This window comes from Cystobacter fuscus DSM 2262, from assembly GCF_000335475.2.
GTDB lineage: Bacteria > Myxococcota > Myxococcia > Myxococcales > Myxococcaceae > Cystobacter > Cystobacter fuscus.
The window spans coordinates 20,897-44,355 of sequence record NZ_ANAH02000073.1; the positions used below are offsets into that span (position 1 = coordinate 20,897).

Sequence of the window (23,459 nt, forward strand, 5' to 3'; positions counted from 1 at the left end):
CTTCCATGCGATTTCTCGTCACGGGTTCCAATGGATTGGTGGGCAGCCGGGTGTGCGCGCTCCTGGAGAAGGGGGGCCACGAGGTGGTGGGGCTGGGGCGTGGCCCGCGGCGCACGGAGGGAGCCTATCGCTACGTGGAGTGCGACCTCACACGCGACACGGACGTGGCCGCCGCCCTCGAGGCCGCGGCTCCCGAGGTGATCATCCATCCCGCCTCCATGACGGAGGTGGACGCCTGCGAGCGTGACCCCGAGCAGGCGTACGCGGCCAACGTCGCCGCCGTCGCCGCGGTGGGCCGGGGCGCGCGCAAGCTGGGCGCGCACCTGGTGCACGTGTCCACCGACTACGTCTTCGACGGCGATCACGGCCCCTACGACGAGCAGGCGCTGCCCAACCCGCGGGGGGTCTACGCGCTCACCAAGCACATGGGCGAGCAGGCGGCGCGGACCTTCGTTCCGGGCTGCGCCATCGCGCGCACGGCGGTGGTGTACGGCTGGCCCGCGGCGGGCCGTCCCAACTTCGGCGCGTGGCTGGTCGGGGCCTTCGAGAAGGGGCAGCAGGTGCGCCTCTTCGAGGACCAGTTCGTCTCCGCGAGCTTCGCGGACAGTGTGGCCGCCATGCTGGTGGAGCTGGGCGAGCGCAAGCTCGGCGGCATCTGGAACACCTGCGGCGCGGACGTGGTGGATCGCGTCAGCTTCGGCCGCTCCCTCTGCGAGGTGTTCGGCTTCGACCCCGGCCTCATCACGCCTACCCGTCTGGTGGACATGAAGCTGGCAAGCCCCCGTCCGCTGCGCAGCGGTCTCAAGGTGGACAAGGTCCGCTCCCAGTTGCGCACCCAGCCCCTGTCGCTTTCCGAGTCGCTGGCGCGCTTTCACGCGGCGTGGATGGCGCAGCGGGGTGCTTGAACCGGATGCACCGGGCCGGTATAGGCCGGTCAGGTCTGCGTTCGAGTGCTTCGAAGGGCCGGAGTGCACCGCTGAGGGCAGGACCTCGAGGGACACGTCAATGAAGGGAATCGTTCTCGCCGGGGGTTCCGGCACGCGGCTGTATCCGCTCACGCGCGTGGTCAGCAAGCAGCTGCTGCCCATCTACGACAAGCCGATGATCTACTACCCGATCACCACGCTGATGCTGGCGGGGATCCGGGACATCCTGATCATCTCCACGCCCACGGATCTGCCGCGCTTCGAGGAGCTGCTCGGCTCGGGTGAGCAGTGGGGGGTGAACTTCCAGTACGCGGTGCAGCCCAGCCCGGACGGACTCGCCCAGGCCTTCATCATCGGCCGCGAGTTCGTGGGCGGGGATCCCGTGGCCCTCATCCTGGGAGATAACATCTTCTACGGCCACGGCTTGAGCGAGCAGGTGCAGCGGGCGGGGACCCGCACCTCGGGCGCCACCGTCTTCGGCTACTACGTGAAGGATCCGGAGCGCTACGGCGTGGTGGAGCTGGACGCGGAGGGCCGCGCGTTGAGCCTCGTGGAGAAGCCCGCCCAGCCCAAGTCCAACTACGCGGTGACGGGCCTGTACTTCTACGACAACCAGGTGGTGGACATCGCCCGGGAGCTCAAGCCCTCGCCGCGCGGCGAGCTGGAGATCACCGACGTGAACATCGCCTATCTGCGCAAGCAGCAGCTCCACGTGGAGCTGTTGGGCCGTGGCTACGCGTGGTTGGACACCGGCACCCACGAGTCGCTGATGGAGGCCTCCAACTTCATCCAGATCATCGAGCACCGGCAGGGTCTCAAGGTGGCATGCCCCGAGGAGATCGCCTTCCGCATGGGCTACATCACCGCGGCCCAGGTGGCCGCGCTCGCCCACCCCATGCGCAAGAACGAGTACGGGCGCTACCTGATGGATCTCATCGAGAAGAAGGGAGCGCGGACATGACGCGCCTGGACACCGCACTGCCCGAGGTCATCCTGCTCGAGCCCAAGCGCTTCGGGGACGACCGCGGCTTCTTCATGGAGATGTTCCATGCGAAGCGCTACGCGGAGTTGGGCATCCCGGGCCCCTTCGTGCAGGACAACTTCTCGCGCTCGGCCAAGGGCATCCTCCGGGGTCTGCATTTCCAGGAGCCCAACGCCCAGGGCAAGCTGGTGCAGGTGCTCGCGGGCGCCGTCTACGACGTGGCGGTGGACATCCGCCGGGGCTCGCCGACGTTCGGCCGGTGGGTGGGCGTGGAGCTGTCCGCGGACAACCGGCGCCAGTTGTGGGTGCCCGCGGGCTTCGCGCATGGCTTCTGCGTCCTCTCCGAGAGCGCGGACTTCCATTACAAGTGCACCAACTTCTACTCGCCCGGCTCCGAGCATGGCATCGCCTGGAACGACCCGGACCTGGGCATCCCCTGGCCGGTGACGTCGCCCCTGTTGTCCGCCAAGGACAGCGCCGCCCCGCGTCTCAAGGACGCGCCGCTGCTGCCCACCTACGCGGGTTGACGCCCCCTCGCTCGTCCTGGGGGGGTAGACAGGCGAGCATCCTCGTCCCATCTGGGGGTGAGGTGAGGTAGGCGCCCGGCGTGCGCATCCTTCTGCGAAGTTCACGGGAGGACGCGCGATGGTCTGGCCTGGCAAGGGGATGAGCTGGAAGGAGTTCTTCACCGAGCTGAAGAACGAGTACGTCAACGACAACGTCAGCAACGTGGCGGGCGCGGTGACGTTCGCCGCCCTGCTCGCCATCTTTCCCTTCCTCCTGTTCCTCGTGGCCCTGGCGGGCCTCATCATCGATCCCGCCCAGGCCCAGGTGCTCATCCAGGAGCTGGGCAAGGTGGCTCCCGCGGCCGTGACGGACATCCTGGGCCAGCGGATCAATGATCTCGCGGCGAGCAACAGCGTGGGGCTCTTGACGGTGGGCGGCCTGGGCGCGGTGTGGGCCGCGTCGGGCGGCGTGGTGGCGATGATGGACGCGCTCAACACCGTCTACGACGTGAAGGAGAGCCGGCCCTTCTGGAAGATCCGGGGCATCGCCATCCTGGTGACACTGTCCGGCGCGGTGCTCTCCATCCTCGCCTCGGCGGCCATGGTGGCCACGCCCGCGGTGGCGGGCTGGCTGGGCGAGCCGCTCGGCACCGTGGTGATGTGGCTGCGCCTGCCCTTCGCCGGCCTGGTGATGATGCTGGTGTGGGCGATGATCTACTACGTGCTGCCGGACGTGGAGCAGGACTTCAAGTTCATCACCCCCGGCTCCGTGGTGGGCGTGGTGCTCTGGCTGCTCGCGTCCTTCGGCTTCTCCGTCTACGTGCGTAACTTCAGCAGCTACGACGTGAGCTATGGCGCGCTCGGCGGTGTCATCGTGCTGCTCATGTGGATGTGGATCTCCTCCCAGGTCATCCTCCTGGGCGCGGAGATCAACGCGCTGCTCGAGCACAAGTCACCCGAGGGCAAGGCCCCCGGCGCCAAGCGCCTGGACGAGCCGGGCCCCAATGTGACCAAGGGCGAGCTGCGCCGGGCGGAACAGGAGGAGATCGCCCTGCTCCTTCAGCAGCCGCCGCCCCCGCCGCCCGTGCCTCCTCGCATGTCGCCGCTGAGGGCGGCGCTCACCTGGGCCGCGGGCTTCGGCGTGGGGCTGTTCCTGATGCGCCGCTCCGAGCGCTAGCGACGCGCGGTGTGCACGGGGTGCTTCGCCGTGTACTCCGCCCAGTTGCCGTTGAAGTCGACGATGGGCTTGCCCGCGCCTTCCAGGCTCCAGATGCGGGTGGCCACCTCGGACACCAGCTCCTGGTCGTGCGTCACGACGATGACCGTGCCGTCGAACTTCTGCAGGCCCTCGGACAGCGCGCTGATGGACTCCAGGTCCAGGTGGTTGGTGGGCTCGTCGAGGATGAGCACGTTGTCCTGGTCGAGCATGAGCTTGCACAGCAGCAGGCGCACCGTCTCACCTCCGGACAGCGTGTCCGTGGGCTTCATGCGCTCCTCGCCGGAGAAGAGCATGCGGCCCATGACGCCGGAGATCTCCTCGTTGGTGAGCTTCACCTTCACGTCGCGCAGCCAGCCGAAGGCGGTGGTGCCCTTGCGGATGGTGCCGTGGTGATCCTGCGGCAGGTAGCCCACGCTCGCGTTGTGGCCCCAGATGAGCTTGCCGGTGTCCGGCTCGAGCTGCCCGGCGAGCATCTTCACCAGCGTGGACTTGCCCACGCCGTTGCGGCCGATGACGCAGATCTTCTCGCCCTTCACGATGAGCGGGCTGAAGGGCTTGATGACCTTCTGGCCGTCGAAGGATTTGCTGAGGTCCTCCACGGTGAGCGTCTGCTTGCCGCTGGGCTCCGCCTGATCGAAGCGGATGAAGGGGCGGGCGATGTTCGAGCGCTTCAGGTCATCCGACTTGAGCTTGTCGATCTGCTTGATGCGGCTCTGCACCTGGGAGGCGCGAGTGCCGGCGTGGAAGCGGGCCACGAAGTCCTGGAGCTGGGCGATCTTCTTCTTCTTCTCGCCCACCTCGGACTCGATGCGGCTGCGCACCTGGGACTTCTGCCGCACCATCTCGTCGTAACCACCCGTGTACTGGATGATGGTCTCGTAATCGATGTCCGCGATGTGCGTGCAGATGGAGTTGAGGAAGTGCCGGTCGTGGCTGATGGTGATGAGCACGCCCTCGAACGCGGTGAGGAACGACTCCAGCCAGCGGATGGAGTCGATGTCCAGGTTGTTCGTGGGCTCGTCGAGCAGCAGGCCTTGGGGCTTGCCGAAGAGCGCCTGGGCGAGCAGCACGCGCAGCTTGAGGCCGCCCGTCAGCTGCTTCATCGGCCCCTCGTGGCTCTCGGTGGGGATGCCCAGACCCTCGAGCAGCGAGGCCGCCTCGGACTCGGCGCTGTAGCCGTCCTCCTCGGCGATCACCATCTCCAGATCACCCAGCCGGTTGCCATCCTCCTCGGTGATGTCGGACTTGGCGAGGATGGTGTCCTTCTCCTTCATCGCCTCCCACAGGGCCTTGTTGCCCATGATGACGACGTCCAGGACGCGGTTGTCCTCGTAGCGGAACTGATCCTGGCGGAGGATTCCCAGCTTCTTGGGCCGGGAGATGGTCCCCATGTCGGCTTCCTCGTCTCCGGCGAGGATCTTCATGAAGGTGGACTTCCCCGCCCCGTTGGGGCCGGTGAGGCCGTAGCGGCGTCCGGGCGAGAACGCGACGTTGACGTCCTCGAAGAGCTTCTTGGGCCCGTAGGCCTTGGAGACGTTGATGATGGAGAACATGGGGGGCGCTTTCTAGCGGAAGGGGAAGGCGTCCGGAAGACAGGTGACGCATCGAGTCGCCGGTATGGGCGGCGGACAAAGGCTTACAACCCCCCGGAAGGCACTTTCATGCCCTCCGAGGACGTCTCACCTGATACCACCCCGGTCTCCAGGCCCCTGGATGCCCGCCAGGCCGCGGCCCGGGTCAGTTCTTCTGGAGCCAGAGCGAGCGGGGGCCGCGCAGGGCGAACGAGAGCCCGTAGTCGACGTGCTCGGGCTGGCGCGGCGAGAAGCCCAGACGGGGGGTGCGTGCCATCAACTCCTGCAGGGCGACCGGGGCCTCCACGCGGGTGAGCGGCGCGCCCAGGCAGAAGTGGATGCCGTGGCCGAAGGACATCAGGCCGGCCGTGTCCCGCCGCGGATCGAAGCGCTCCGGGTCGGGGAACTTGCGCGGATCATGGTTGGCCGAGCCGAGCAGGAGCGTCACCGTCGACTCCGCGGGGATCTTCCCGCCACTCACCTCCACCTCCTGGGTGGTCCGGCGAGAGATCGCCATCACCGGCGAGTCGAAGCGCAGGGTCTCCTCGCACACGGCCGCGCAGGCGGCGGGGGAGGGATCGCGCCGCAGCCACTCGTACTCCTCCGGGTGGCGGATGAGGGTGTGGAGGGTGTTGCCCAGCAGGTTGGTGGTGGTCTCGTTGCCGGCGATGAGCAGCAGCACGGTGAAGGCATTCACCTCCTGGGAGCTCAGCGCGGGGACGCCGTCGGACTCCTGGACGAGCAGGGAGATGAGGTCGCCCCGGGGCGCGCGGCGGCGCTCCTCGGCCACCTGGGTCATGTAGACGAGCATCTCCTCGCGGCAGCGGCCGACCTCCTCCGGCTCCTGGCCCGTGCGCATGGTCGCGGTCAGGCCGGAGAGGATCGTGTCGCTCCAGCGCTTGAAGTCGCGGCGGCGCACGGCGTCGATGCCGAGCATCTCCGCGATGATGGTGACGGGCAGGGGCGAGGCCAGCCCGTCCATGAAGTCGAACTCCGGGCTGGCCGTCATCTCCGCGATGAGCGCCCGGGACAGCTCGCGCACGCGCGGCTCCATCGCGGAGATCTGCTTGGGGGTGAAGGCGCGGCTGACCAGGCCGCGCATCCGGGTGTGGACGGGAGGGTCCGAGGAGATGAGTTCGGCCACGGATTCAACCTGGAAGAAGCCCCGCTTCCGGTTGCCGAGCCGGACGTCGGCGGAGGAGAACAGGGCGGCGTTCTTCAGGGCGAACGCCACGTCCTCATGGCGGCTGAGGACCCACGACTTGAAGCGCTCGTTCCAGAACAGCGGAGCCTTCTCGCGCATCTCGGCGAAGTAGGGGTAGGGGTGCTGCTTGAACTTCGGATCGAGGAAGTCGAAGCCATCGAGCAGGCTCATGGGGACGCTCCAGGAAGAGACGGAGAAGGGCACGACGGCCCGCTCGGGCTCAGTTCTTCTGGAGCCAGAGCGCGCGGGGGCCGCGCAGGAAGAACGAGGCCCCGTAGTCGATATTCTCGGGCTGGCGCGGCGAAAAGCCCAGACGGGGGGTGCGCGCCATGAGCTCCTGCAGGGCCACGGGGGCCTCCAGGCGGGCGAGCGGGGCACCGATGCAGAAGTGGATGCCGTGCCCGAAGGACAGCAGACCGGCCGCGTCCCGCCGCGGATCGAAGCGATCCGGGTCGGCGAACTTGCGCGGATCATGGTTGGCGGACGACACCAGCACCATGAGCGTGGTCTCCGCGGGCACCTTGCCGCCGCTCAGCTCCACCTCCTGGGTGGTGCGGCGGCTGAGCGTCAACACGGGCGAGTCGTAGCGCAGCGTCTCCTCGATCACGGCGGCGCAGGCCGCGGGGGAGGGGTCTCGCCGCAGCCACTCGTAGTGCTCCGGGTGGCGGATGAGCGTGGTGAGGGCATTGCCCAGGAGGTTGGTGGTGGTCTCGTTGCCCGCGAGCAGCAGCAGGATGGCGAAGGAGTTGACCTCCGGGGGAGTCAGGGCTTCCTGGCCCTCGCTGTCCTGCACGAGCAGGGAGATGAGGTCACCCCGGGGCTCGCGGCGGCGCGCCTCGGCCACCTCCGTCATGTACGCGAGCATCTCCTTGGCGTTGCGCACCACCTCCTCGGGGGCCTTGCTGGTGAAGGTGACGTTGCTGGAGTTGACGATCGCATCGCTCCAGCGCTTGAAGTCGCGGCGGCGCGAGGTGTCCACGCCCAGCATCTCCGCGATGATGGTGACGGGCAGGGGCGAGGCCAGGCCGCTCATGAAGTCGAACTCGTCGCGGGTCGTCATCTCCGTGATGCACTCCCGGGACAGCTCGCGCACGCGCGGCTCCAGGGCGGAGATCTGCTTGGGGGTGAAGGCACGGTTGACCCGGCCGCGCAGGCGCGTGTGCACGGGAGGATCCGTGGTGAGCAGGCTGTCCACCCCGTCGAGCCCGGACTCCTGGTTGCGCTCCTTCGGGAGCTTGCCGGCGATGCGGACATTCAACGAGGAGAACAGGGCGGGGTTCTTCAGGATGTACGACACGTCCTCGTAGCGGCTGACGAGGGTGGCCTGGAGCTTCGCGTCGTAGTGCAGGGGCGCCTTCTCGCGCATCTCCGCGAAGTACGGATAGGGATTGCGCATCACCTCGGGGTTGAAGAAGTCGAAGCGGCTCAGCAGGTCCATGTGTGGCTCTCCTCGGAGAGGAACCAGTGGGGTGGGACGGCGGAAGTCCAGGGGACTCAGTTCTTCTGGAGCCAGAGCGAGCGGGGTCCGCGCAGGAAGAACGAGCTGCCGTAGTCGATGGCCTCGGGCTGGCGCGGGGCGAAGCCCAGGCGGGGGGCGCGCTCCATCAACTCCTGCAGCGCCACGGGGGCCTCCACGCGGGTGAGCGGGGCGCCGAGGCAGAAGTGGATGCCGTGCCCGAAGGACATCAGGCCCGTGGTGTCCCGCCGAGGGTCGAAGCGCTCCGGGTCGGGGAACTTGTGCGGATCATGGTTGGCGGAGGCCAGCAACACCATCACCGTGCTGTCCGCGGGCAGCTTGCCCCCGCTCAACTCCACCTCCTGGGTGGTGCGGCGCATGAGCCCGATCACGGGCGAGTCGTAGCGCAGCGTCTCCTCGGCCACGGCGGCGCAGGCGGTGGGGGAGGGCTCGCGCCGCAACCACTCGTACGCCTCGGGGTGGCGGATGAGGGCGTGGAGGGCGTTGCCCAGCAGGTTGGTGGTGGTCTCGTTGCCGGCGATGAGCAACAGGACGGTGAAGGAGTTGACCTCCTGGGGCGTCAGGGCCGCCACGCCATCGGTTTCCTGGACGAGCAGGGAGATGAGGTCGCCCCGGGGCTCGCGGCGGCGCGCCTCGGCCACCTCCATCATGTACGCGAGCATCTCCCGGGCGCTGCGCTCGACCACCTCGGGCGTCTTGCCCGTCTGCAGAGCGGCATTGCCGGCTTGGATGAGGGTGTCGCTCCATCGCTTGAAGTCGTGGCGGCGCGATGCGTCCACGCCCAGCATCTCCGCGATGATGGTGACGGGCAGGGGCGAGGCCAGCGCCTCCATGAAGTCGAACTCGGGCCGGGAGGTCATCTCCGCGACGAGCGAGCGCGACAGCTCGCGCACGCGCGGCTCCATGGCCTGGATCTGCTTGGGGGTGAAGGAGCGGCTGACGAGTCCCCGCATGCGCGTGTGCACCGGAGGATCCGTGGTGACGAGGTTGGAGACCGAGCCCAGCTCCTGCACGGTGGCGCGCTCCTCCTGGAGCTTGCCGGCGACGCGGATCTTCGTGGAGGAGAACAGGGCGTGATTCTTGAGCACGAACGACACGTCCTCGTAGCGGCTGAGCACGTGGGCCTGGAGCTTCGCGTCGTAGTAGATGGGGGCCTTCTCGCGCATCTCCGCGAAGTAGGGGTAGGGGTTGCGCATCACCTCGGGGCTGAAGAAGTCGAAGCGGCTCAGCAGGTCCATGAAGGGCTCTCCTCAGTGAGGAAAACGGCGGGGAGGACGGCGGAAGTTCATGCTACGGAGAGGCAAGCCAGGAAGCGAGCGGGCGCGGAGGAGCACGCCCACCCTTCTTCGTCCCCGCGCTCCCTGGCTTGGGGGGGACGCGCTCAGTTCTTCTGGAGCCAGAGCGCGCGGGGGCCGCGCAGGGCGAACGTGGCGCCGTAGTCGATGTGCTCGGGCTGGCGCGGCGAGAAGCCCAGGCGGGGGGCACGCACCATCAACTCCTGCAGGGCCACGGGAGCCTCCAGGCGCGCGAGCGGAGCGCCCAGGCAGAAGTGGATGCCGTGGCCGAAGGACATCAGGCCCGTGGTGTCCCGCCGCGGATCGAAGCGATCCGGGTTGGGGAACTTGCGCGGATCGCGGTTGGCGGCCGACACCACGGCGAACAGCGTGGTGTTCGCGGGCACCTTGCCCCCGCTCAGCTCCACCTCCTGGGTGGTGCGGCGCACGACCGTGATCACGGGCGAGTCATAGCGCAGCGTCTCCTCGGCCACGGCGGCGCAGGCGGCCTGCGTGGGGTCGCGCCGCAGCCACTCGTACTCCTCGGGGTGGCGGATGAGGGCGGTGAGGGCGTTGCCCAGGAGGTTGGTGGTGGTCTCGTTGCCGGCCAGCAGCAGCAGGATGGCGAAGGAGTTGACCTCCGGGGGAGTCAGGGCTTCCTGGCCCTCGCTGTCCTGCACGAGCAGGGAGATGAGGTCGCCCCGGGGCTCGCGGCGGCGCGCCTCGGCCACCTCCGTCATGTACGCGAGCATCTCCTTGGCGTTGCGCACCACGTCCTCGGGCGTCTTGCCGGTGATGCTGGCGTTGCCGGAGTTGGCGATCGCATCGCTCCAGCGCTTGAAGTCGCGGCGGCGCGAGATGTCCACGCCGAGCATCTCCGCGATGATGGTGACGGGCAGGGGCGAGGCCAGGCCGCTCATGAACTCGAACTCGTTGCTGGCCGTCATCTCCGCGACGAGCTCGCGCGACAGCTCGCGCACGCGCGGCTCGAGGGCGGAGATCTGCTTGGGGGTGAAGGCGCGGTTGACCCGGCCGCGCAGGCGCGTGTGCACGGGAGGGTCCGTGGTGAGCAGGCTGTCCACCCCGTCGAGCCCGGACTCCTGGCTGCGCTCCTTCTGGTGCTTGCCGGCGATGCGGACATCCACCGAGGAGAACAGGGCGGGGTTCTTCGTGACGTACGTCACGTCCTCGTGGCGGGTGAGGACGTGGGCCTGGAGCTTCGCGTCGAAGTGCAGGGGCGCCTTCTCGCGCATCTCCGCGAAGTAGGGGTAGGGGTTGCGCATCACCTCGGGGTTGAGGAAGTCGAAGCGGCTCAGCAGATCCATGTGTAGCTCTCCTGTGGGATGGAGTGGTGGGGGGTTGTTCGTGGAGGGTTGTTCGTGTGGGGTTGGCGGACGCTCACCCGGGGCGCGGGCTGGCGCCCTCCAGGAAGCAGCGCAGCAACAGGGCGATCTGCTCGTCGACGGGCGTGGGCTGTCGATCGAGGAACTGCCGCAGCAGGGTGCTCTGCAGCATGCCTAGCAGCAGCGTGGGGTAGTGGGGCGCGTCCTCGGGCCGCAGCACCCCTTGCGTGAGGCCCTCGGGGTTGAGCGAGCCGATCCGCTCGGTCAGCGCGTTCACGAGTCGCTGATGGCGATCCAGTTCCTCGCTCGAGGCGGCCACGCGCAGCGATCTCTCCTCCAGCAACAGGGAGAGGAAGCGGAAGTGCTTCTGGGCGTGCTCCAGGATGGCGCGCAGCAGTCCATGCAAGCGCGTGCGGTAGGGCGCACCCCGGCTGCGCTCCAGCTCCGTGTCCAGCACGGCCATCAACTGTTGAGCCTGCGCGTCGAGCAGCGCCTGGAGCAGCCGCTGCCGATCCTCGAAGTAGTTGTAGAGCGTGCCGACCGAGACGCCCACCCGCGTGGCGATGTCCTCCATCCGCGTGGCGGACAGGCCCTGCTCGGCGATCACCTGCTCCGCCGCCTCGAGGATGGCCACCCGGGCCTCCTCCTTCATCCGCTCCCGGAGGGGCTGAGGCTTGCTTCGCGGTGCTGAGCGAGGACTCATGCCGCTGAATATGATTCAGAAAACGGTAATTCGCAATAGCCCCGTGGGGTGGGGAGAACGGGGGGCTGGTGGTCTGGTGGGAGGGGGGCCGGGCGGAGAGGGGGCGTGTCCAGGCTCGGCCACGGGTATAAGGGGACGCACATGGCCGTCCGCTTCGAACTCGTCACCACCGACCCCACGGGGGCCCGCGCAGGCGTGCTGCACACCCGGCGGGGCTCCATCCCCACGCCGGTCTTCATGCCCGTGGCCACCCACGCCTCCTTCCGCCACCTGGGCATGGAGGAGATCAAGGCCACCGGCTCGAGGATCCTGCTGTCCAACACGTACCACCTGATGCTCAAGCCGGGCATCGACGTGTTCCGCCGCTTCAATGGCATCCATCCCTTCATGCAGTGGGATGGGGCGGTGCTCACCGACTCGGGTGGGTTCCAGATCTTCTCCCTGCCGGAGGATCGGCTGATCACCGAGAAGGGCGCCCACTTCCGCAGCTTCCACGACAACAGCCGGCAGCTGCTCAGCCCCGAGTCGAGCATCGCCATGCAGCAGGCGATCAACTCGGAGGTGATGATGGTGCTGGACGTGTGCATCGACTCGCGCACGGACGAGGCGGGCACGCGCGAGGCGATGGAGCGCACCCACCGCTGGGCGCTGCGCAGCCTGGCGGCGAAGAACCAGGTGGACACGGGCCAGGCGCTCTTCGCCATCGTCCAGGGCGGCGTGCACCCGCACCTGCGCGACGAGAGCGCGGGCTTCCTCACTCAGCACGCCTTCGACGGCTTCGCCATCGGCGGGCTCGCGGTGGGCGAGACGAACGAGGAGCGCAAGACGATGACGGCGCGCGCCGCCGCCCAGCTCCCCCAGGACAAGCCGCGCTACCTCATGGGGGTGGGCACGCCCACGGACCTGCTCGAGGCCGTGCTGCGGGGCGTGGACATGTTCGACTGCATCATCCCCACGAAGATGGCGCAGCAGGGCTACGCGTATACCTTCCAGGGGCTGGTGCGCATCACCCGCCAGGCGTTCCGCCTGTCCGACGAGCCGCTCGACGCGACGTGTGACTGCTACGTGTGCAAGCGCTACAGCCGCGGCTACCTGCAGCACCTGATGAGCGGCAAGCACCACACGGGCTCGCGCATGCTCTCGGTGCACAACGTGCACCACTACCAGATGCTCACCTGGAAGATGCGCGACGCCATCCTCCGAGGCTCCTACGCGCAGGCCTACCGCGAGCTGAAGCAGGCGGTGGCGACGCCCAAGGACCTGAAGGAAGCGCGGCTGGAAGTAGGCGCCAACGCGGTGACGCTCAAGGAAGTGGGCTGAGTGGAGACGGGCAACCCGAGGGACGGGGACTTCGAGCTGGTGACGCTGCGCAATGGGGCGCGCGCGGTGCGCCACCTGGGGCATGGGGAAGTGATGCACCCGGCGACGGGCCCGTGGCAGGAGGCGCAGCGGCTCTACGTGGAGCAGCCGCGCCTGGCCGAGCGCCTGCGCACCCCGGGCGAGCCGCTCGTCATCCACGACGTGGGGTTGGGGGCGGCCACCAACGCGGTGGCGGCGCTCACGTGCGCGAGGGAGCTGGGCGCCGAGCGCCGGCGGGGGCTGGAGGTGGTGAGCTTCGAGGTGGACCTGGCGCCGCTGCGGCTGGCGCTGGCGGACGCGGCGGGCTTTCCCTTCCTGCAACCCTTCCGGGACGCGGCCGAGGCGCTCATGCGCGACGGGGCCTGGGAGGAGGCGGGGCTGCGCTGGCGGCTGCACCTGGGGGACGCGCGGGGGCGGATGGAGGGGGTGCCCCGGGCGGACCTGGTGTTCTTCGACCCGTTCTCCCCGGCGAGCAACCCGGAGATGTGGACGGAAGAGGTGCTCGCGCGGGTGAGGGTGGGGTGCCGGGAGGACGGGGAGGGGGCGCTGCTGATGACGTACAGCGCGGCGACGCCCACGCGGGTGACGCTGCTGCTGGCGGGCTTCTACGTGGGGGCGGGGGTGTCCACGGGGACGAAGGGGGAGACCACGGTGGCGGCCACGCGCCGGGCCGCGTTGGGCTCACCCCTGGGCGAGCGCTGGCTGGAGCGCTGGCGCCGCTCCTCCTCGCGCGCTCCCCACGGGCAGCCGCTGACGCCGGAGGCCGAGGCCCGCGTGCTGGCCCATCCTCAGTGGTTCGGGGACTGAATTTTTGGATGGATTTCTAAAATTCATCAGCTAGCGGGCAAGGTCTTCTTTGCAAGTCGGATGATATCGGCCATCCGATTGCCGCCCGCGCCAAGTTATTCAAATGTACGAAGCTTCGTCTGCGAACAGATGCTTAACTCAGAATCTGAAAAAACAGCGGAAGCTTTGGTCACACAAAGGGTAAAGCAAATGACGGGACGAGTGGCTCGATCGGGTTTCTTGTTCTCGGATTACGTCCTTATCGAACGTATCCTAAGGCACATCGTTCATATTCGTGTTGCAAGCATAGAAGACAGGCCGCCACCCATAACACCGATATTCAGGATCGAGGCGCCAGTAGCACCTGATCTACCAGTTGAATGGGACGTTCAAGAGGAACTCACAGGCGATCCGAAGATCCTGATTTTTGAGGAGGTGAAAAGCGGCGATCTTAAAAAGAAAGATCGTTTGGCACTTTGGACCAGGATTCGCAAAACCGCAGTAGCGCTAGGTACAGAGCAAAAACTCATTCCTCGTCTCAAGGTAAATTCAGACAATTTGCCGTCAAATCCCAATAGATGGCGTGCGCTCGGCTCGAATGCCATGACGGCGCAAGGGACTCGACCAATTAAGAAGGTGAACTCTGCGTCCAAGTTCGCAGAAGAGGCGCTTTACACACTCACCCACGCCAAGGGGGAAGCACCTCTCTCAATCGAGCAGGCTCGAAAAATATTAAAACTTTTTGTCTTTGACGAGACAATAGGGGCCGCAAAGCTCATAGAGGATATCGAGGACCAGATAAGGAAATTGGCGGTTGGCCTCGGAATAGAGGAACTCCGTGCCATGCTCCTAGGATTCGTTAGTGAATTTGGTGCCTCAAGTACTCCTGCACGGCATGAGTTTCGGCCTGAAGAGCTTGGAGCAAAAATTGGCATCATGGAAAAGCTCATCAAAGTCGATCCGTCCAGCGCCACTGCTTGGCGCCAGTTGCGAGGTGGAAACAGTAGAATAGCGGCAGGAAAGACAGCTGTTGTGCCTTTTTCTCCAGGTGCGCTCGCATACCAAGATTGGAGAACAGTGCAGCCTAGCGTCTCGCAGGAGTTCATCGACAGGCCAAGCCTTGTAGCCATTACAGGGCGTGGTGGACTGGGGAAGACGGTTATCCTCAAAAAGCTCGCTGAAGAGGCTGAGGAAAAAAATCGTTTAGTTGTTCGCCTTGAGGGTAACGACCTTCGGGCCTATTCGCCAAACGAATTAGTGCAAGCTCTCGAACTCGGGGCTTTTGTGGGGGCCAATGAGGGACGTCCTTTAGAGGTTTACATAGATGCATTCGAAAACGCAGCAGATGAATCAGCCAGATTGAAAGAGTTTATAGCCGCACTATCAAGCGTTTCAAAAGGGAGCCATGTTCGGGTGCTGCTCTCCATTCGCGCGACGGAATGGACGCAAATAATGGGCTCTCAAGAGAGAGTCCCAAGCTGGCGCCGAGTTCAATTGCTTGACTGGAGTAATGAAATCGTCTCTGCGCTCGCCATAACGAGCAGGCGGAAAGCCGAACCTTCCCTGCTCGCCTTGCTTCGCACGCCACTTGTCCTGGATTTGTTTCTGCGAACGTTCAGCGCTGAGAGTAGTGTGCCGGAAAATTTGCAGACTCGGCACGCATTGCTTCGCGCGTACTGGGAACGACGGGTGTTGCCCTCCGACAACGTTTCTGCTCCCGCCAGACGGCATCTCTTACTTCGTTATGCAGAAGAGGAAGCATCAGGAGTCTTTATACACGAATCTCAGGACGAAGCTGCTCAGCAACTCGCATCTGAGGGCGTCCTGATAGGAGAAGGAGGGGCATTCGCATTTCGACATGCGCTGCTGCGCGATTTCACTATAGTGATGTGGCTTGCAGTTAGTGAGGGCGGTGCCACAGGGATCATTAACCGACTCGCCAAAATTAAGAACGGAGTGGCACGCTGGCAAAGCGCACGTGCATTGATTGATGCGTCCAACTCGGAACGGGGCTCCCTATTTGGTTCACTACCGACGTATTGGGAACTAGTCCGAAAGATGGTGCAATCACCAGGAATGATTGAGGTGGCTTCGGATGCCCTCTGCGAACTTGAGGATCCATCGAACTTGGATCTGACAACTCTAGTGGAGGGGGTCAATGAGTCTGTGGCTGCAACGTTCATTGTTCGGCTATTAATTAGTGCCAAGTCATCTGCAAATATAAGATGGCTAGTTCCGTTGGCCTCGCTGCCGGAAGATGCCGACTGGGCACAACGAACTGACTGGATCCATTCTGAATTCCTGCGGCACGCGGCTGACCTCCTTGAGTTTGTATGGAAGGAGGCCAATCATGAGGACTGCAGTCGTTTCGCGGGATCAGCAAAAGCCGTGGCGATCCGTCTTCGTGAATGGTCATCAGCGACAAAGTTTCGAGATTTGATGAAAAATTTCGAAGGCCACTTGATGATAATTGTTGCTCAGCACGCACCAAGCGTATCAACACTCAATTGGTTGCGCGACCGCAGCGACGGCAATAGTCGCTACTGGTTCACTCGCTGGAAGGCGCTTGAGGCTCTTCTTTTCTTGGTATCTGGAGCCCAAGCAATCGGCTTGACGCTTCGCGAATCCGATGTGTTGGCAGTGTATCTTTTTGGCTCAGGATTGAAATTGGTGGATGGGGTTGTAAGTTCAGATGCGTCAATAGGCAGTTGGCCAAATCAGGATTACGAACGAACAAATATTGCCTTGCTGGGAGAAGGTATCGACAAGCATTCCCTTGGTTTGCTTGATGCCCTTCCAAATACTTTTCTTCCCATTGTGTTTGGAATGCTCGTAGGATTGGCTCAAGAGGAGAATGAGCGAAGCAGGGAAGCGCTCCGAAATATTCGGACTGGGCTAGAGAGCCTGTTTCCATCAGAGACCTCATTTGTCGATAATTCTGAAGCTGGTACGCTTGAGAGAACCCTTCAAGCCCGCGCAGGAACGCCTCTGCGTCAAGAGGATGTGCTGGATCGGCTTGTTGATGACGTTGATGGGTATGACATCAACGATCACGCCGATGAAAGAGGCCGCCTCATCCATGCACTTGAAATTCGTCTCACTGACAGTGCCAATACTGGCGACGATTTTATTGCAAAAAAATATTGGCCAGCGTGCAAATGTTCACGTTCGGCAACGGCTTGGCTCTTGCTTCTTGAAGCTGAAGCTAAAAATGGATTTCCCCATCCTGAAATCGTAGATGAGTTGTTGGCAAAAAAACCATTATATCATATCCAACAGGCCACGTCTTGTTTGCATGTTGCCATAAAGGCCCGTTGGACGGGCATGTCGTCCGATACGCAAAAATGCGTAATAAATCGGATCGCTGAACGCAGACGATCACCTGTCTTGGGGTTGTATGATGTCGCGCCCCTCTTGGTGGCCATACCAGTTCGTGATCAACCAGAAGAATTGAAAGACTACATACGCCTTTACGAACTCAGGGGGGTTGATCCCGCCCCCAATGAAAAGCAAGAAAACATCAAGGTATTCCACGAAGGCGCAAAAACAAGCCAGCATGAGTCAGAACCTAAAAATCCGTGGGAAAAATTTTTTGCACTATCTAGAATATCCATCAATTCAGATGAGTTTATCATTGCTGCCGCGACTCGAAGCCTGAAGGATGCCATTGGGGTGGAGTTTCCAAGCATGCAGATGCTTGAGAAAGATGCAACTCCTCTTGTTGCTATTGAGATGTTCTTGGAGACACTTCGCAGGAGGGTGGCGGCAGGAAGGCAGGAAGTCAGTGAGGCTTTGTTGCGAGATGAGCTTGTTGGAATTGCTTGTTGGGCTTTTGATGTAGCTCGGAGTTGCTCAGTCGCACGGTTAAACGCGGATAGGGAAATTGTGAGCGTGAGACAAGCGCCTCAAGACAAGCATCTTTCCCCGTGGCGAAATGCGATTGGGGTCATTGATGAGACATTGAAACATCCGAGTCTCATTGGGAACCGAGAGTTGACCGCTAGATTGATGGAGGAAGTGCGGAGAGTGTCGCACGATGTTTCACCAAAGGTTGCGGCGTGCATTTTTCTCACAGTTGGGCCCAACCACTGGAGACAGGGAGGGTTTGCTGAAATAACGCTCTTGAATGAACTGTTATTGAGTAGCATCGAAAGCCCTGGGGGGCTTGACTTGGGCCTCGCGAATGTTGCTTGGGTCTTGCCAGAAGATAAATTCCAACGGCTTGCCGAAACAATACTGGCCCGAGGCCGCGCTGCGGAATATACCAGAGTTGCAAAGACCCTCGGGCAACAGATGGGGGCGCGAGCAATGCTCCGCGTCAGTGGCGAACGGTCATGCATTATGGTCCTGATTCTCCAATGGCTGAGGGCTCGCCCAGTCAGTGGATTGTTTGAACAGGAATCAATTTACAAGCTCTGGGTCCAGAGTGTTGCGCTTGGCGCTCAAAGCCTTATCTTTTCCAGGTCGTGGGAAAATGAAATAGTTGTGGACTATGTCCTCTTGGTTGAATCTTGCTGGAACGCACTCCGCACAGTTCCTGTGGAGTCGGTTCAAATGTTTGTCAACAGTGTGTTCCTGCCTGTGTTCAATATCCCTAGGGAGCAAGGTCGCCCTCAAACAGAAGTCCGAGCGCTCTGGCAACGACTGCTGCCAATGGCCTCCTCTGTTGCCCTGGAAGGAAAGGAAGACGATGTCTTCAGTCTCGTGTTTCCGCTACGCGGACATCAAGTTGTTGAGCAGTTGGGCGTTGAGTCTTTGCGCCCTTTGATTGATGGACTGGATCAACGAGCAGTGCGTCTCGGGGAACGTTTGAGGTCCGCGCCATTGAATAATGGTCATTATTGGTTGGATGTTTATGGATACGCGATAAAATTTCTTCAGACAGTCGTCACGGCAACGGGGGGTGATCAGCTTCGTGAGTATGTGCATGAAGTGCTGCAGCGATGGTCTCGATTGGGAATTGAAGAGGCCGTTCTTGCTGCTCGGAAAATTCGAGATTATTCATAAACTGGTCAACTGTCGCTCGGGATTGGGATGCGCGGTATGTTTTCTACCGTGTCATGCCGTCGCCCTGCGATGCCCGCAGTACTCGGAAGGGTGTCCGGAAGGGTGTCAGACGACTCGTGTAGGTAGGCCCCCACCTGACACCCTGGGTACCTCCTGGAAGTGGGAGGACGGGGAGGGGTGCTGCTGATGACGTACAGCGCGGCGACGCCCACGCGGGTGACGCTGCTGCTGGCCCCCGGAGAAGGTGTCAGACGATTTGTACGAGACGGTTCGTCTGTCTCGGGCGGGCCCGTGGGAGACCCCTCCCGGGAGAAGGGCGTCTCGCCGACGAGACCACGGGAGCGCAAGCGGACGTCCACCGCTTGCTGGCTCCCCACGAGGTGCGACTGGCCCGCTCCGTGCTGAAGGCGCCGTGCGCCATGCCCGGACCTCATGACCTCTTCGCCCGCTATACTTTCGGCCGTCCCGAGCGGGCGGAAGCCGAGCTGCGTGCCGTCCTTCCCGCCCAGGTCGTCTCCGCGGTGGACTGGTCCAGTCTGCGCCTGGAGCCCGGCAGCGTGGTGGACCCGGAGCTACGCGAGACGGAGAGCGACCTGCTCTTCACCGCCCGCCTGCGCACGGGCCGCCCGCTGCTGCTGTACGTCCTGCTGGAGCACCAGTCCACGGTGGACCGGTGGATGGCGCTGAGGATGCTGCGCTACGTGGTGCGTCAGATGGAGCGCTGGCGTCAGGAGCATCCGGAGCACTCCCGGTTGCCGGTCATCCTCCCACTGGTGATGTACCACGGGCCGGAGGGGGCCTGGAGCGCGCCGAGGCGGGTGGAGGACCTGTTCGAGCTGCCAGGGGAGAGCGAGGAGGAGCGGGCGCAGTGGCGAACGTGGGTGCCACGCTTCGAGTACCTGCTCGATGACCTGACAACCGAACGGGAAGAAGCGTTGAAAGCACGACCCGGGCCTCCGCTGGCCCGGCTGGCGTGGTTGGTGCTGCGCTACGGACGTACGGGGGAACTGGCGCGCAAGTTGCCGGAGTGGGTGGGCCTCTTCGCCCAGGTGCAAGCGGCTCCAGAGGGCGCCGAACACCTGCGGGTGGTCATCCGTTACCTGCTGTGGACCGGGGACAAGGCCGTCCACAACGCTACAGGTCAGGTGCTACATTCAGTGCTGGATGAGCAACGCGCGGAGGAACTGATGCGGAGCTATGGCGAGGAACTCATCGAGCAGGGACGTCAGCAGGGGCTGGAGAAGGGGTTGGTGCGAGGCAGGCAAGAGGGTCTGGCACAGGGACGTGCCGAGTCCATCCTGCGGATTCTCGCCTTCCGCGGGATTCACGTGGAGGAAGGAGCCCGGCAGCGCATCCTCGACTGCACGGACGTGGACACGCTCGACGGCTGGTTCGACCGGGCCCTCCAGGCCACGACCCTCTCCGAGGTGCTGGACGGCGGGGCACACGCCTCTCGGCGGAAAGACTCGTGACCCGGCCTTCGCTCGCGTGCCTCTGACGTGGTGGCGGCGGGAATCGAACTCGTGTGGGTAGGCCCCCAGCTGACACACCAGTTACCTCCTGGAAGTCGGGCGCGGTCCATGCGAGCACCGGAGCTTGGCCTCCAGCATGCCGAGAGGCCAGTGAGGAGCACTCATGGACGAGGCGAAGAAGTCCCAGGCGAGCGGTGAGGAACCGGAGCGATTGGGGCCGTACCTGATTCAGGAGCAGGTGCAGCAGTCCCATGACAGTCAGGTGGAACTCTACCTGGCTACGAACGAGACGAGTGGGGCCACGGCCCTGGTGCGCAAGCACACCGCCGAGGAGGTCGCGGCACCGGGAAAGGACTGGCGGGTAGTCTTCGGAGCCTGGGCCTCACGGGGCTACTCCGTCATGGAAGTGGAGCACACCGCCTGGGCCCGGGCCCAGGGCAGGCAGTCGGCGGAGTCGCTGCTGCTCACGTTGGAGGAGGTGCTCGAGGAAGCGCGGCGCATGGCCCGCGCCGTCGCCGCTCCCCGCGAGCCCCGCCTCCGGTGGCGCTTGGTGACGGGAGTGGTGAGCGGCGCCACGGTGTGTGCCCTGCTCCTGGCGTTGGTGGCCTCGCTGTCCCACTCCCCGAACACCCCGCCAGCGCCCATGAGCCACGAGGAGTCCACGGCCGCCGAGGTGCCCACTCCCTCCATCGATAGGGTGCTCGCGGACACCACCTCCGAGGAGCCATTCGTGCTCGTCCGGCCTCTGCCGAAAGAGCCCTACAAGGGACAGAAGCGTCCGCCCTGCGCGCGCTACTCCGAGGTGGAGCTGGTGGGCGGGTGCTGGATGCCTCATGAGCTGAAGGCGCCGTGCCCGGACTCCCTCCACGAGTACCAGGGCAAGTGCTACGTGCCCTCGTTCAGCGCGAAGCCGTCGCCCTCGTCGCTGGGTCAGTGAGTGGGGCGGGCGCCTGCGGGCTTCACTGACAGCCGTCCGTACGTGAGGCCACGGTTCCCGTGGAACGAGCGGCCAGTGCCATGCCAATGTCCGCGAGTTCCCTTCACCGAGCGGTGGTGGACCGCGAAGATGACGCTGTCCCCGGCCCCAGCGGCATCACCTCCGAGCGGGACTGATTGCGCGGGCGTTGCTCGGTAAGGACGAACTCGCCGCCATCAGGGAGACGACCCGGTACTTGCGCGAAAAGCGCGCGGGGCTCATAGACTTCACGTCATGGCATGGCATCCCAGGCTCGTCGTGCGGTTTGGCAGGGGGCGAAGCATCGCGTCGCCAACCAACAGCACCGGTTACGATTTCCAGGGAGTCCTGGCCACCTTCATTGCCTGTGGGCTCGTCGCGGTGGCGGCCTCGGGGGAGCCCCTCGTGCTCCTGGCGCTGGCCCTGCCGGGCGTATTCCTGTGGGACGCCTGGGCCTGGTTCGCCGCGACCGAGGAAGAGCGGGCCTCGTTCCGTGCCGAGGTCGAGCGCCTGAAGGCCCGTGGCTGGAGGCCGCCTCCGGACCAGGTCGTTATCAGAGCGCGCTGGGGCTGGCGGGCAGTTGTCGGCCTCCTGGCGTGTCTTGCCCTGTCCATCGCCCTGGTCGCCTTCGTCCACCCCGCGTTCCTCGTCGTGACGCTGTTCATGGCCGCCTTCCTGGCCGCCGCGCTTTTCGATTGTCTGCGCGAGCGGACCCACAAGAGCACGGCCTGAAGCATCAACGTCAGGAGACGGAGGAGGTGAGGGCGGGGTGCCGGGAGGACGGGGAGGGGGCGCTGCTGATGACGTACAGCGCGGCGACGCCCACGCGGGTGACGCTGCTGCTGGCGGGCTTCTACTGGGGGCGGGGTGTCCACGGGGACGAAGGGGGAGACCACGGTGGCGGCCACGCATCGGGTCTCGTTGGGCTCACCCCTGGGCTAGCGGGTGGAACTGTCCAAGCTGTAGCGCGCCGAGCCGGGAGTGATGAGGCGTGCGGCACGCCGCCGTCCACGTCCATTTCTGAGAGCGCGAGGGGTCGATCGTGGCAGCGGTTCAAGCGTCGTCAGGCAGGAAGACGAGGTGATCCTTGGGCAGTCGGCCCGAGCCCGCCAACTCGAGGTATTCATCGCGGCTGCGGACGGTGGCGACGACCTCCGGGGTTCCGTTCTTCATCACGACCACCGCGCCGATGGTATCGGGCTCCTCGGCGTTGAAGATCGCGCTGAGCGCTGCCTGCTGCATGGGGGAGGGGCGTGCGCGGAGTTCGCGGATGAGCGCGACGACGATCCCCGTGACGGCGGTCGACAGCAGCGCAACGAACAGCCAATCCACCTGCCCCGCGGACCCGGGCTCGCGTGAGCTCACGTAGAAGACCAGGCCCGTGACGATGATGGAGGTACCCAGCCATAGCGGCCCCGCGAGCAACCACAGTGGAGTCTGTCTCTTCACCCGCTACCCCGCTAGCCCGTGGTGGCCCTGCGCCCGAGCTCACCGATCCATTGCCTGGCGGACCCCTTGCTCGACTTCATCACCCGCCAGGGCGTCCACGATGTAGTACCCTGCGAAGCCGATGATGAACCCAACGGCATTCCCAAGCAAGGGAACCTCCGAGCCGGCGAGCGCGCCGATAGCCCCCGCTGACAACGCGCCGCCGATGGTGCCCGCGACGGCGGCGCGAGTCCCCGTGGCGACATAGTCCGTCGTCGAGTGTTCCTGATCATCGAGCGCCAGCATGGCCATCGAGAAGACGGGAGCCGCCACGCCGCCTCCCGCGGCCCCGCCTATTCCTCGGCCAAGGCTGGAAGCCGTCCAGGAGCTGGTTCCTCGACTGGTGAGCTGACGTGCCAGAGCGCTTCCCATGTTGCCGGCGACAAGGTTCTCGGTGATACCACCCGTCAGCCCCGACGCACCGCCCGCGAGCCCTACCTTTCCCAGACGAACACCCGCGTTGGATGGCAACCGGTTCAGCAGCATCCCCCCTCCTTCGAAGGCCATGGAGACGAAGGCACCGCCCATCGCGCCCCGCCCCCCTGAGATGCCCGCGGACGCCAGGTTTCCCTGCAGTCCTCCACCGTACCTCTGGGCCATCAACAGCTCTGGGAAGAGCCACGTCCTGAGCTGGGCAGAGGACATCTCGGGGTTGGCGAGGCTCACCTGCCGACGGAAGTTGAGTAGGCGGCTGAGGTGCAGGCTGGTGATACCGTTGGACCGGACACAGCTGGCCAACTGCTGCCGCACGCCGCGAAGCTCGTGCTCGATCTGCTGGCGCACCGTGGATTGGGTCCCGGAAGCTTGCTGGAGACTCGTCAGCGTCTGGTACGAGCGGTACGTCACGCCGTTGATTCGCACGGGCTTTGCGTTCAGGAGCTGGTCGGCGAGCTGCGAGTAGGCCTTCTTCGTGTAGTTGGCGGGGTCCTTCAGCGCGGACTGGAATGACTCGACGTGGTTGGCATTGATGGAGATATATCCATCCCGCATCATCAATGCCCTGCCCTCCGCCGCGGGGAGTTGGGGGTACAGCAGCGTACGTGCTTTCACGAACTTGCCGCTGCTGTAGTCCATCCGGGAAGGACGGTCGCAGGGGCGCGGGTTTTCTGGGGCGCTCGGCGAAGGTGTCAGACGATTTGTATGAGACGGTTCGTCCGTGTCCAAGGTGTCAGACGATTTGTATGAGA

18 protein-coding genes and 1 pseudogene are annotated in these 23,459 nt (G+C 64.5%); 10 read left to right on the forward strand and 9 right to left on the reverse strand.

Going from position 1 to position 23,459, the window contains the following annotated elements; all coding sequences use genetic code 11:
* The first annotated feature begins 5 nt into the window (after positions 1-5).
* The 4 genes from D187_RS47465 (at position 6) to D187_RS47480 (ending at position 3,591) form a co-directional block, all read left to right on the forward strand.
* The gene (locus tag D187_RS47465) at positions 6-905 is read left to right on the forward strand and encodes an SDR family oxidoreductase (RefSeq protein ID WP_002624386.1); all 900 of its coding nucleotides are present in this window, start codon (positions 6-8) and stop codon (positions 903-905) included.
* 100 nt (positions 906-1,005) lie between these two features.
* Positions 1,006-1,887, forward strand: a complete 882-nt coding sequence (rfbA, locus tag D187_RS47470) for a glucose-1-phosphate thymidylyltransferase RfbA (protein ID WP_002624387.1) — start codon at positions 1,006-1,008, stop codon at positions 1,885-1,887.
* On the forward strand, positions 1,884-2,435 hold the full coding sequence (rfbC, locus tag D187_RS47475) for a dTDP-4-dehydrorhamnose 3,5-epimerase (protein ID WP_002624388.1): 552 nt from the start codon (positions 1,884-1,886) through the stop codon (positions 2,433-2,435). Before rfbA ends, rfbC begins: the two co-directional genes overlap by 4 nt.
* 118 nt (positions 2,436-2,553) lie before the next feature.
* Positions 2,554-3,591, forward strand: coding sequence for a YihY/virulence factor BrkB family protein (locus tag D187_RS47480; protein WP_002624389.1), 1,038 nt, complete (start codon positions 2,554-2,556; stop codon positions 3,589-3,591).
* On the opposite strand, the gene D187_RS47485 is transcribed toward D187_RS47480, so the two are convergent.
* From D187_RS47485 to D187_RS47510, 6 genes are all read right to left on the reverse strand, one after another.
* Positions 3,588-5,186 carry an ABC-F family ATP-binding cassette domain-containing protein gene (locus tag D187_RS47485; RefSeq protein WP_002624390.1) on the reverse strand — a complete coding sequence of 533 codons (1,599 nt, stop codon included), beginning with the start codon at positions 5,184-5,186 and terminating at the stop codon, positions 3,588-3,590. The genes D187_RS47480 and D187_RS47485 overlap by 4 nt on opposite strands.
* A 184-nt stretch (positions 5,187-5,370) precedes the next feature.
* Positions 5,371-6,579 carry a cytochrome P450 gene (locus D187_RS47490; protein ID WP_043435580.1) on the reverse strand — a complete coding sequence of 403 codons (1,209 nt, stop codon included), beginning with the start codon at positions 6,577-6,579 and terminating at the stop codon, positions 5,371-5,373.
* Positions 6,580-6,628: 49 nt separating this feature from the next.
* Positions 6,629-7,846, reverse strand: a complete 1,218-nt coding sequence (locus tag D187_RS47495) for a cytochrome P450 (protein ID WP_002624392.1) — start codon at positions 7,844-7,846, stop codon at positions 6,629-6,631.
* Between the two features lie 56 nt (positions 7,847-7,902).
* Entirely contained in the window at positions 7,903-9,123 is a 1,221-nt protein-coding gene (locus D187_RS47500; protein ID WP_002624393.1) for a cytochrome P450, read from the reverse strand.
* A gap of 143 nt (positions 9,124-9,266) precedes the next feature.
* Positions 9,267-10,484, reverse strand: coding sequence for a cytochrome P450 (locus D187_RS47505; protein ID WP_002624394.1), 1,218 nt, complete (start codon positions 10,482-10,484; stop codon positions 9,267-9,269).
* 73 nt (positions 10,485-10,557) lie between these two features.
* Entirely contained in the window at positions 10,558-11,154 is a 597-nt protein-coding gene (locus tag D187_RS47510; RefSeq protein ID WP_002624396.1) for a TetR/AcrR family transcriptional regulator, read from the reverse strand.
* A 192-nt stretch (positions 11,155-11,346) separates the two neighbouring features.
* On the opposite strand from D187_RS47510, the gene tgt reads away from it, so the two are divergent.
* The 5 genes from tgt to D187_RS51450 all read left to right on the forward strand — a co-directional run bounded on the left by tgt (position 11,347) and on the right by D187_RS51450 (position 20,766).
* Positions 11,347-12,525: a tRNA guanosine(34) transglycosylase Tgt gene (gene tgt, locus D187_RS47515; protein WP_043435590.1), complete on the forward strand. Its 1,179-nt coding sequence runs from the start codon at positions 11,347-11,349 to the stop codon at positions 12,523-12,525.
* Positions 12,526-13,371, forward strand: a complete 846-nt coding sequence (locus D187_RS47520) for an MnmC family methyltransferase (RefSeq protein ID WP_002624403.1) — start codon at positions 12,526-12,528, stop codon at positions 13,369-13,371.
* A gap of 219 nt (positions 13,372-13,590) precedes the next feature.
* The gene (locus D187_RS56160; RefSeq protein ID WP_162159771.1) at positions 13,591-18,357 is read left to right on the forward strand and encodes an NACHT domain-containing protein; all 4,767 of its coding nucleotides are present in this window, start codon (positions 13,591-13,593) and stop codon (positions 18,355-18,357) included.
* A 419-nt stretch (positions 18,358-18,776) separates the two neighbouring features.
* A complete protein-coding gene (locus D187_RS47530; protein WP_002624409.1) occupies positions 18,777-19,829 on the forward strand; it encodes an Rpn family recombination-promoting nuclease/putative transposase in 1,053 nt (350 codons plus the stop codon).
* 163 nt (positions 19,830-19,992) lie between these two features.
* A complete protein-coding gene (locus D187_RS51450) occupies positions 19,993-20,766 on the forward strand; it encodes a hypothetical protein (protein ID WP_002624411.1) in 774 nt (257 codons plus the stop codon).
* Positions 20,767-20,869: 103 nt separating this feature from the next.
* Here the strand turns inward: D187_RS51450 and D187_RS58595 are convergent.
* Positions 20,870-20,953: pseudogene (locus D187_RS58595) on the reverse strand (hypothetical protein); the annotation flags it as partial.
* Positions 20,954-21,039: 86 nt separating this feature from the next.
* On the opposite strand from D187_RS58595, the gene D187_RS47540 reads away from it, so the two are divergent.
* Entirely contained in the window at positions 21,040-21,516 is a 477-nt protein-coding gene (locus D187_RS47540) for a hypothetical protein (protein ID WP_043435599.1), read from the forward strand.
* Between the two features lie 321 nt (positions 21,517-21,837).
* On the opposite strand, the gene D187_RS47545 is transcribed toward D187_RS47540, so the two are convergent.
* Positions 21,838-22,233 (reverse strand): hypothetical protein, encoded by a 396-nt coding sequence (locus D187_RS47545; protein ID WP_002624415.1) that lies wholly within the window; start codon positions 22,231-22,233, stop codon positions 21,838-21,840.
* A 39-nt stretch (positions 22,234-22,272) separates the two neighbouring features.
* Complete coding sequence (locus D187_RS51455) at positions 22,273-23,322, reverse strand: hypothetical protein (RefSeq protein ID WP_155894068.1); 1,050 nt, start codon at positions 23,320-23,322, stop codon at positions 22,273-22,275.
* Positions 23,323-23,459: the final 137 nt, after the last annotated feature.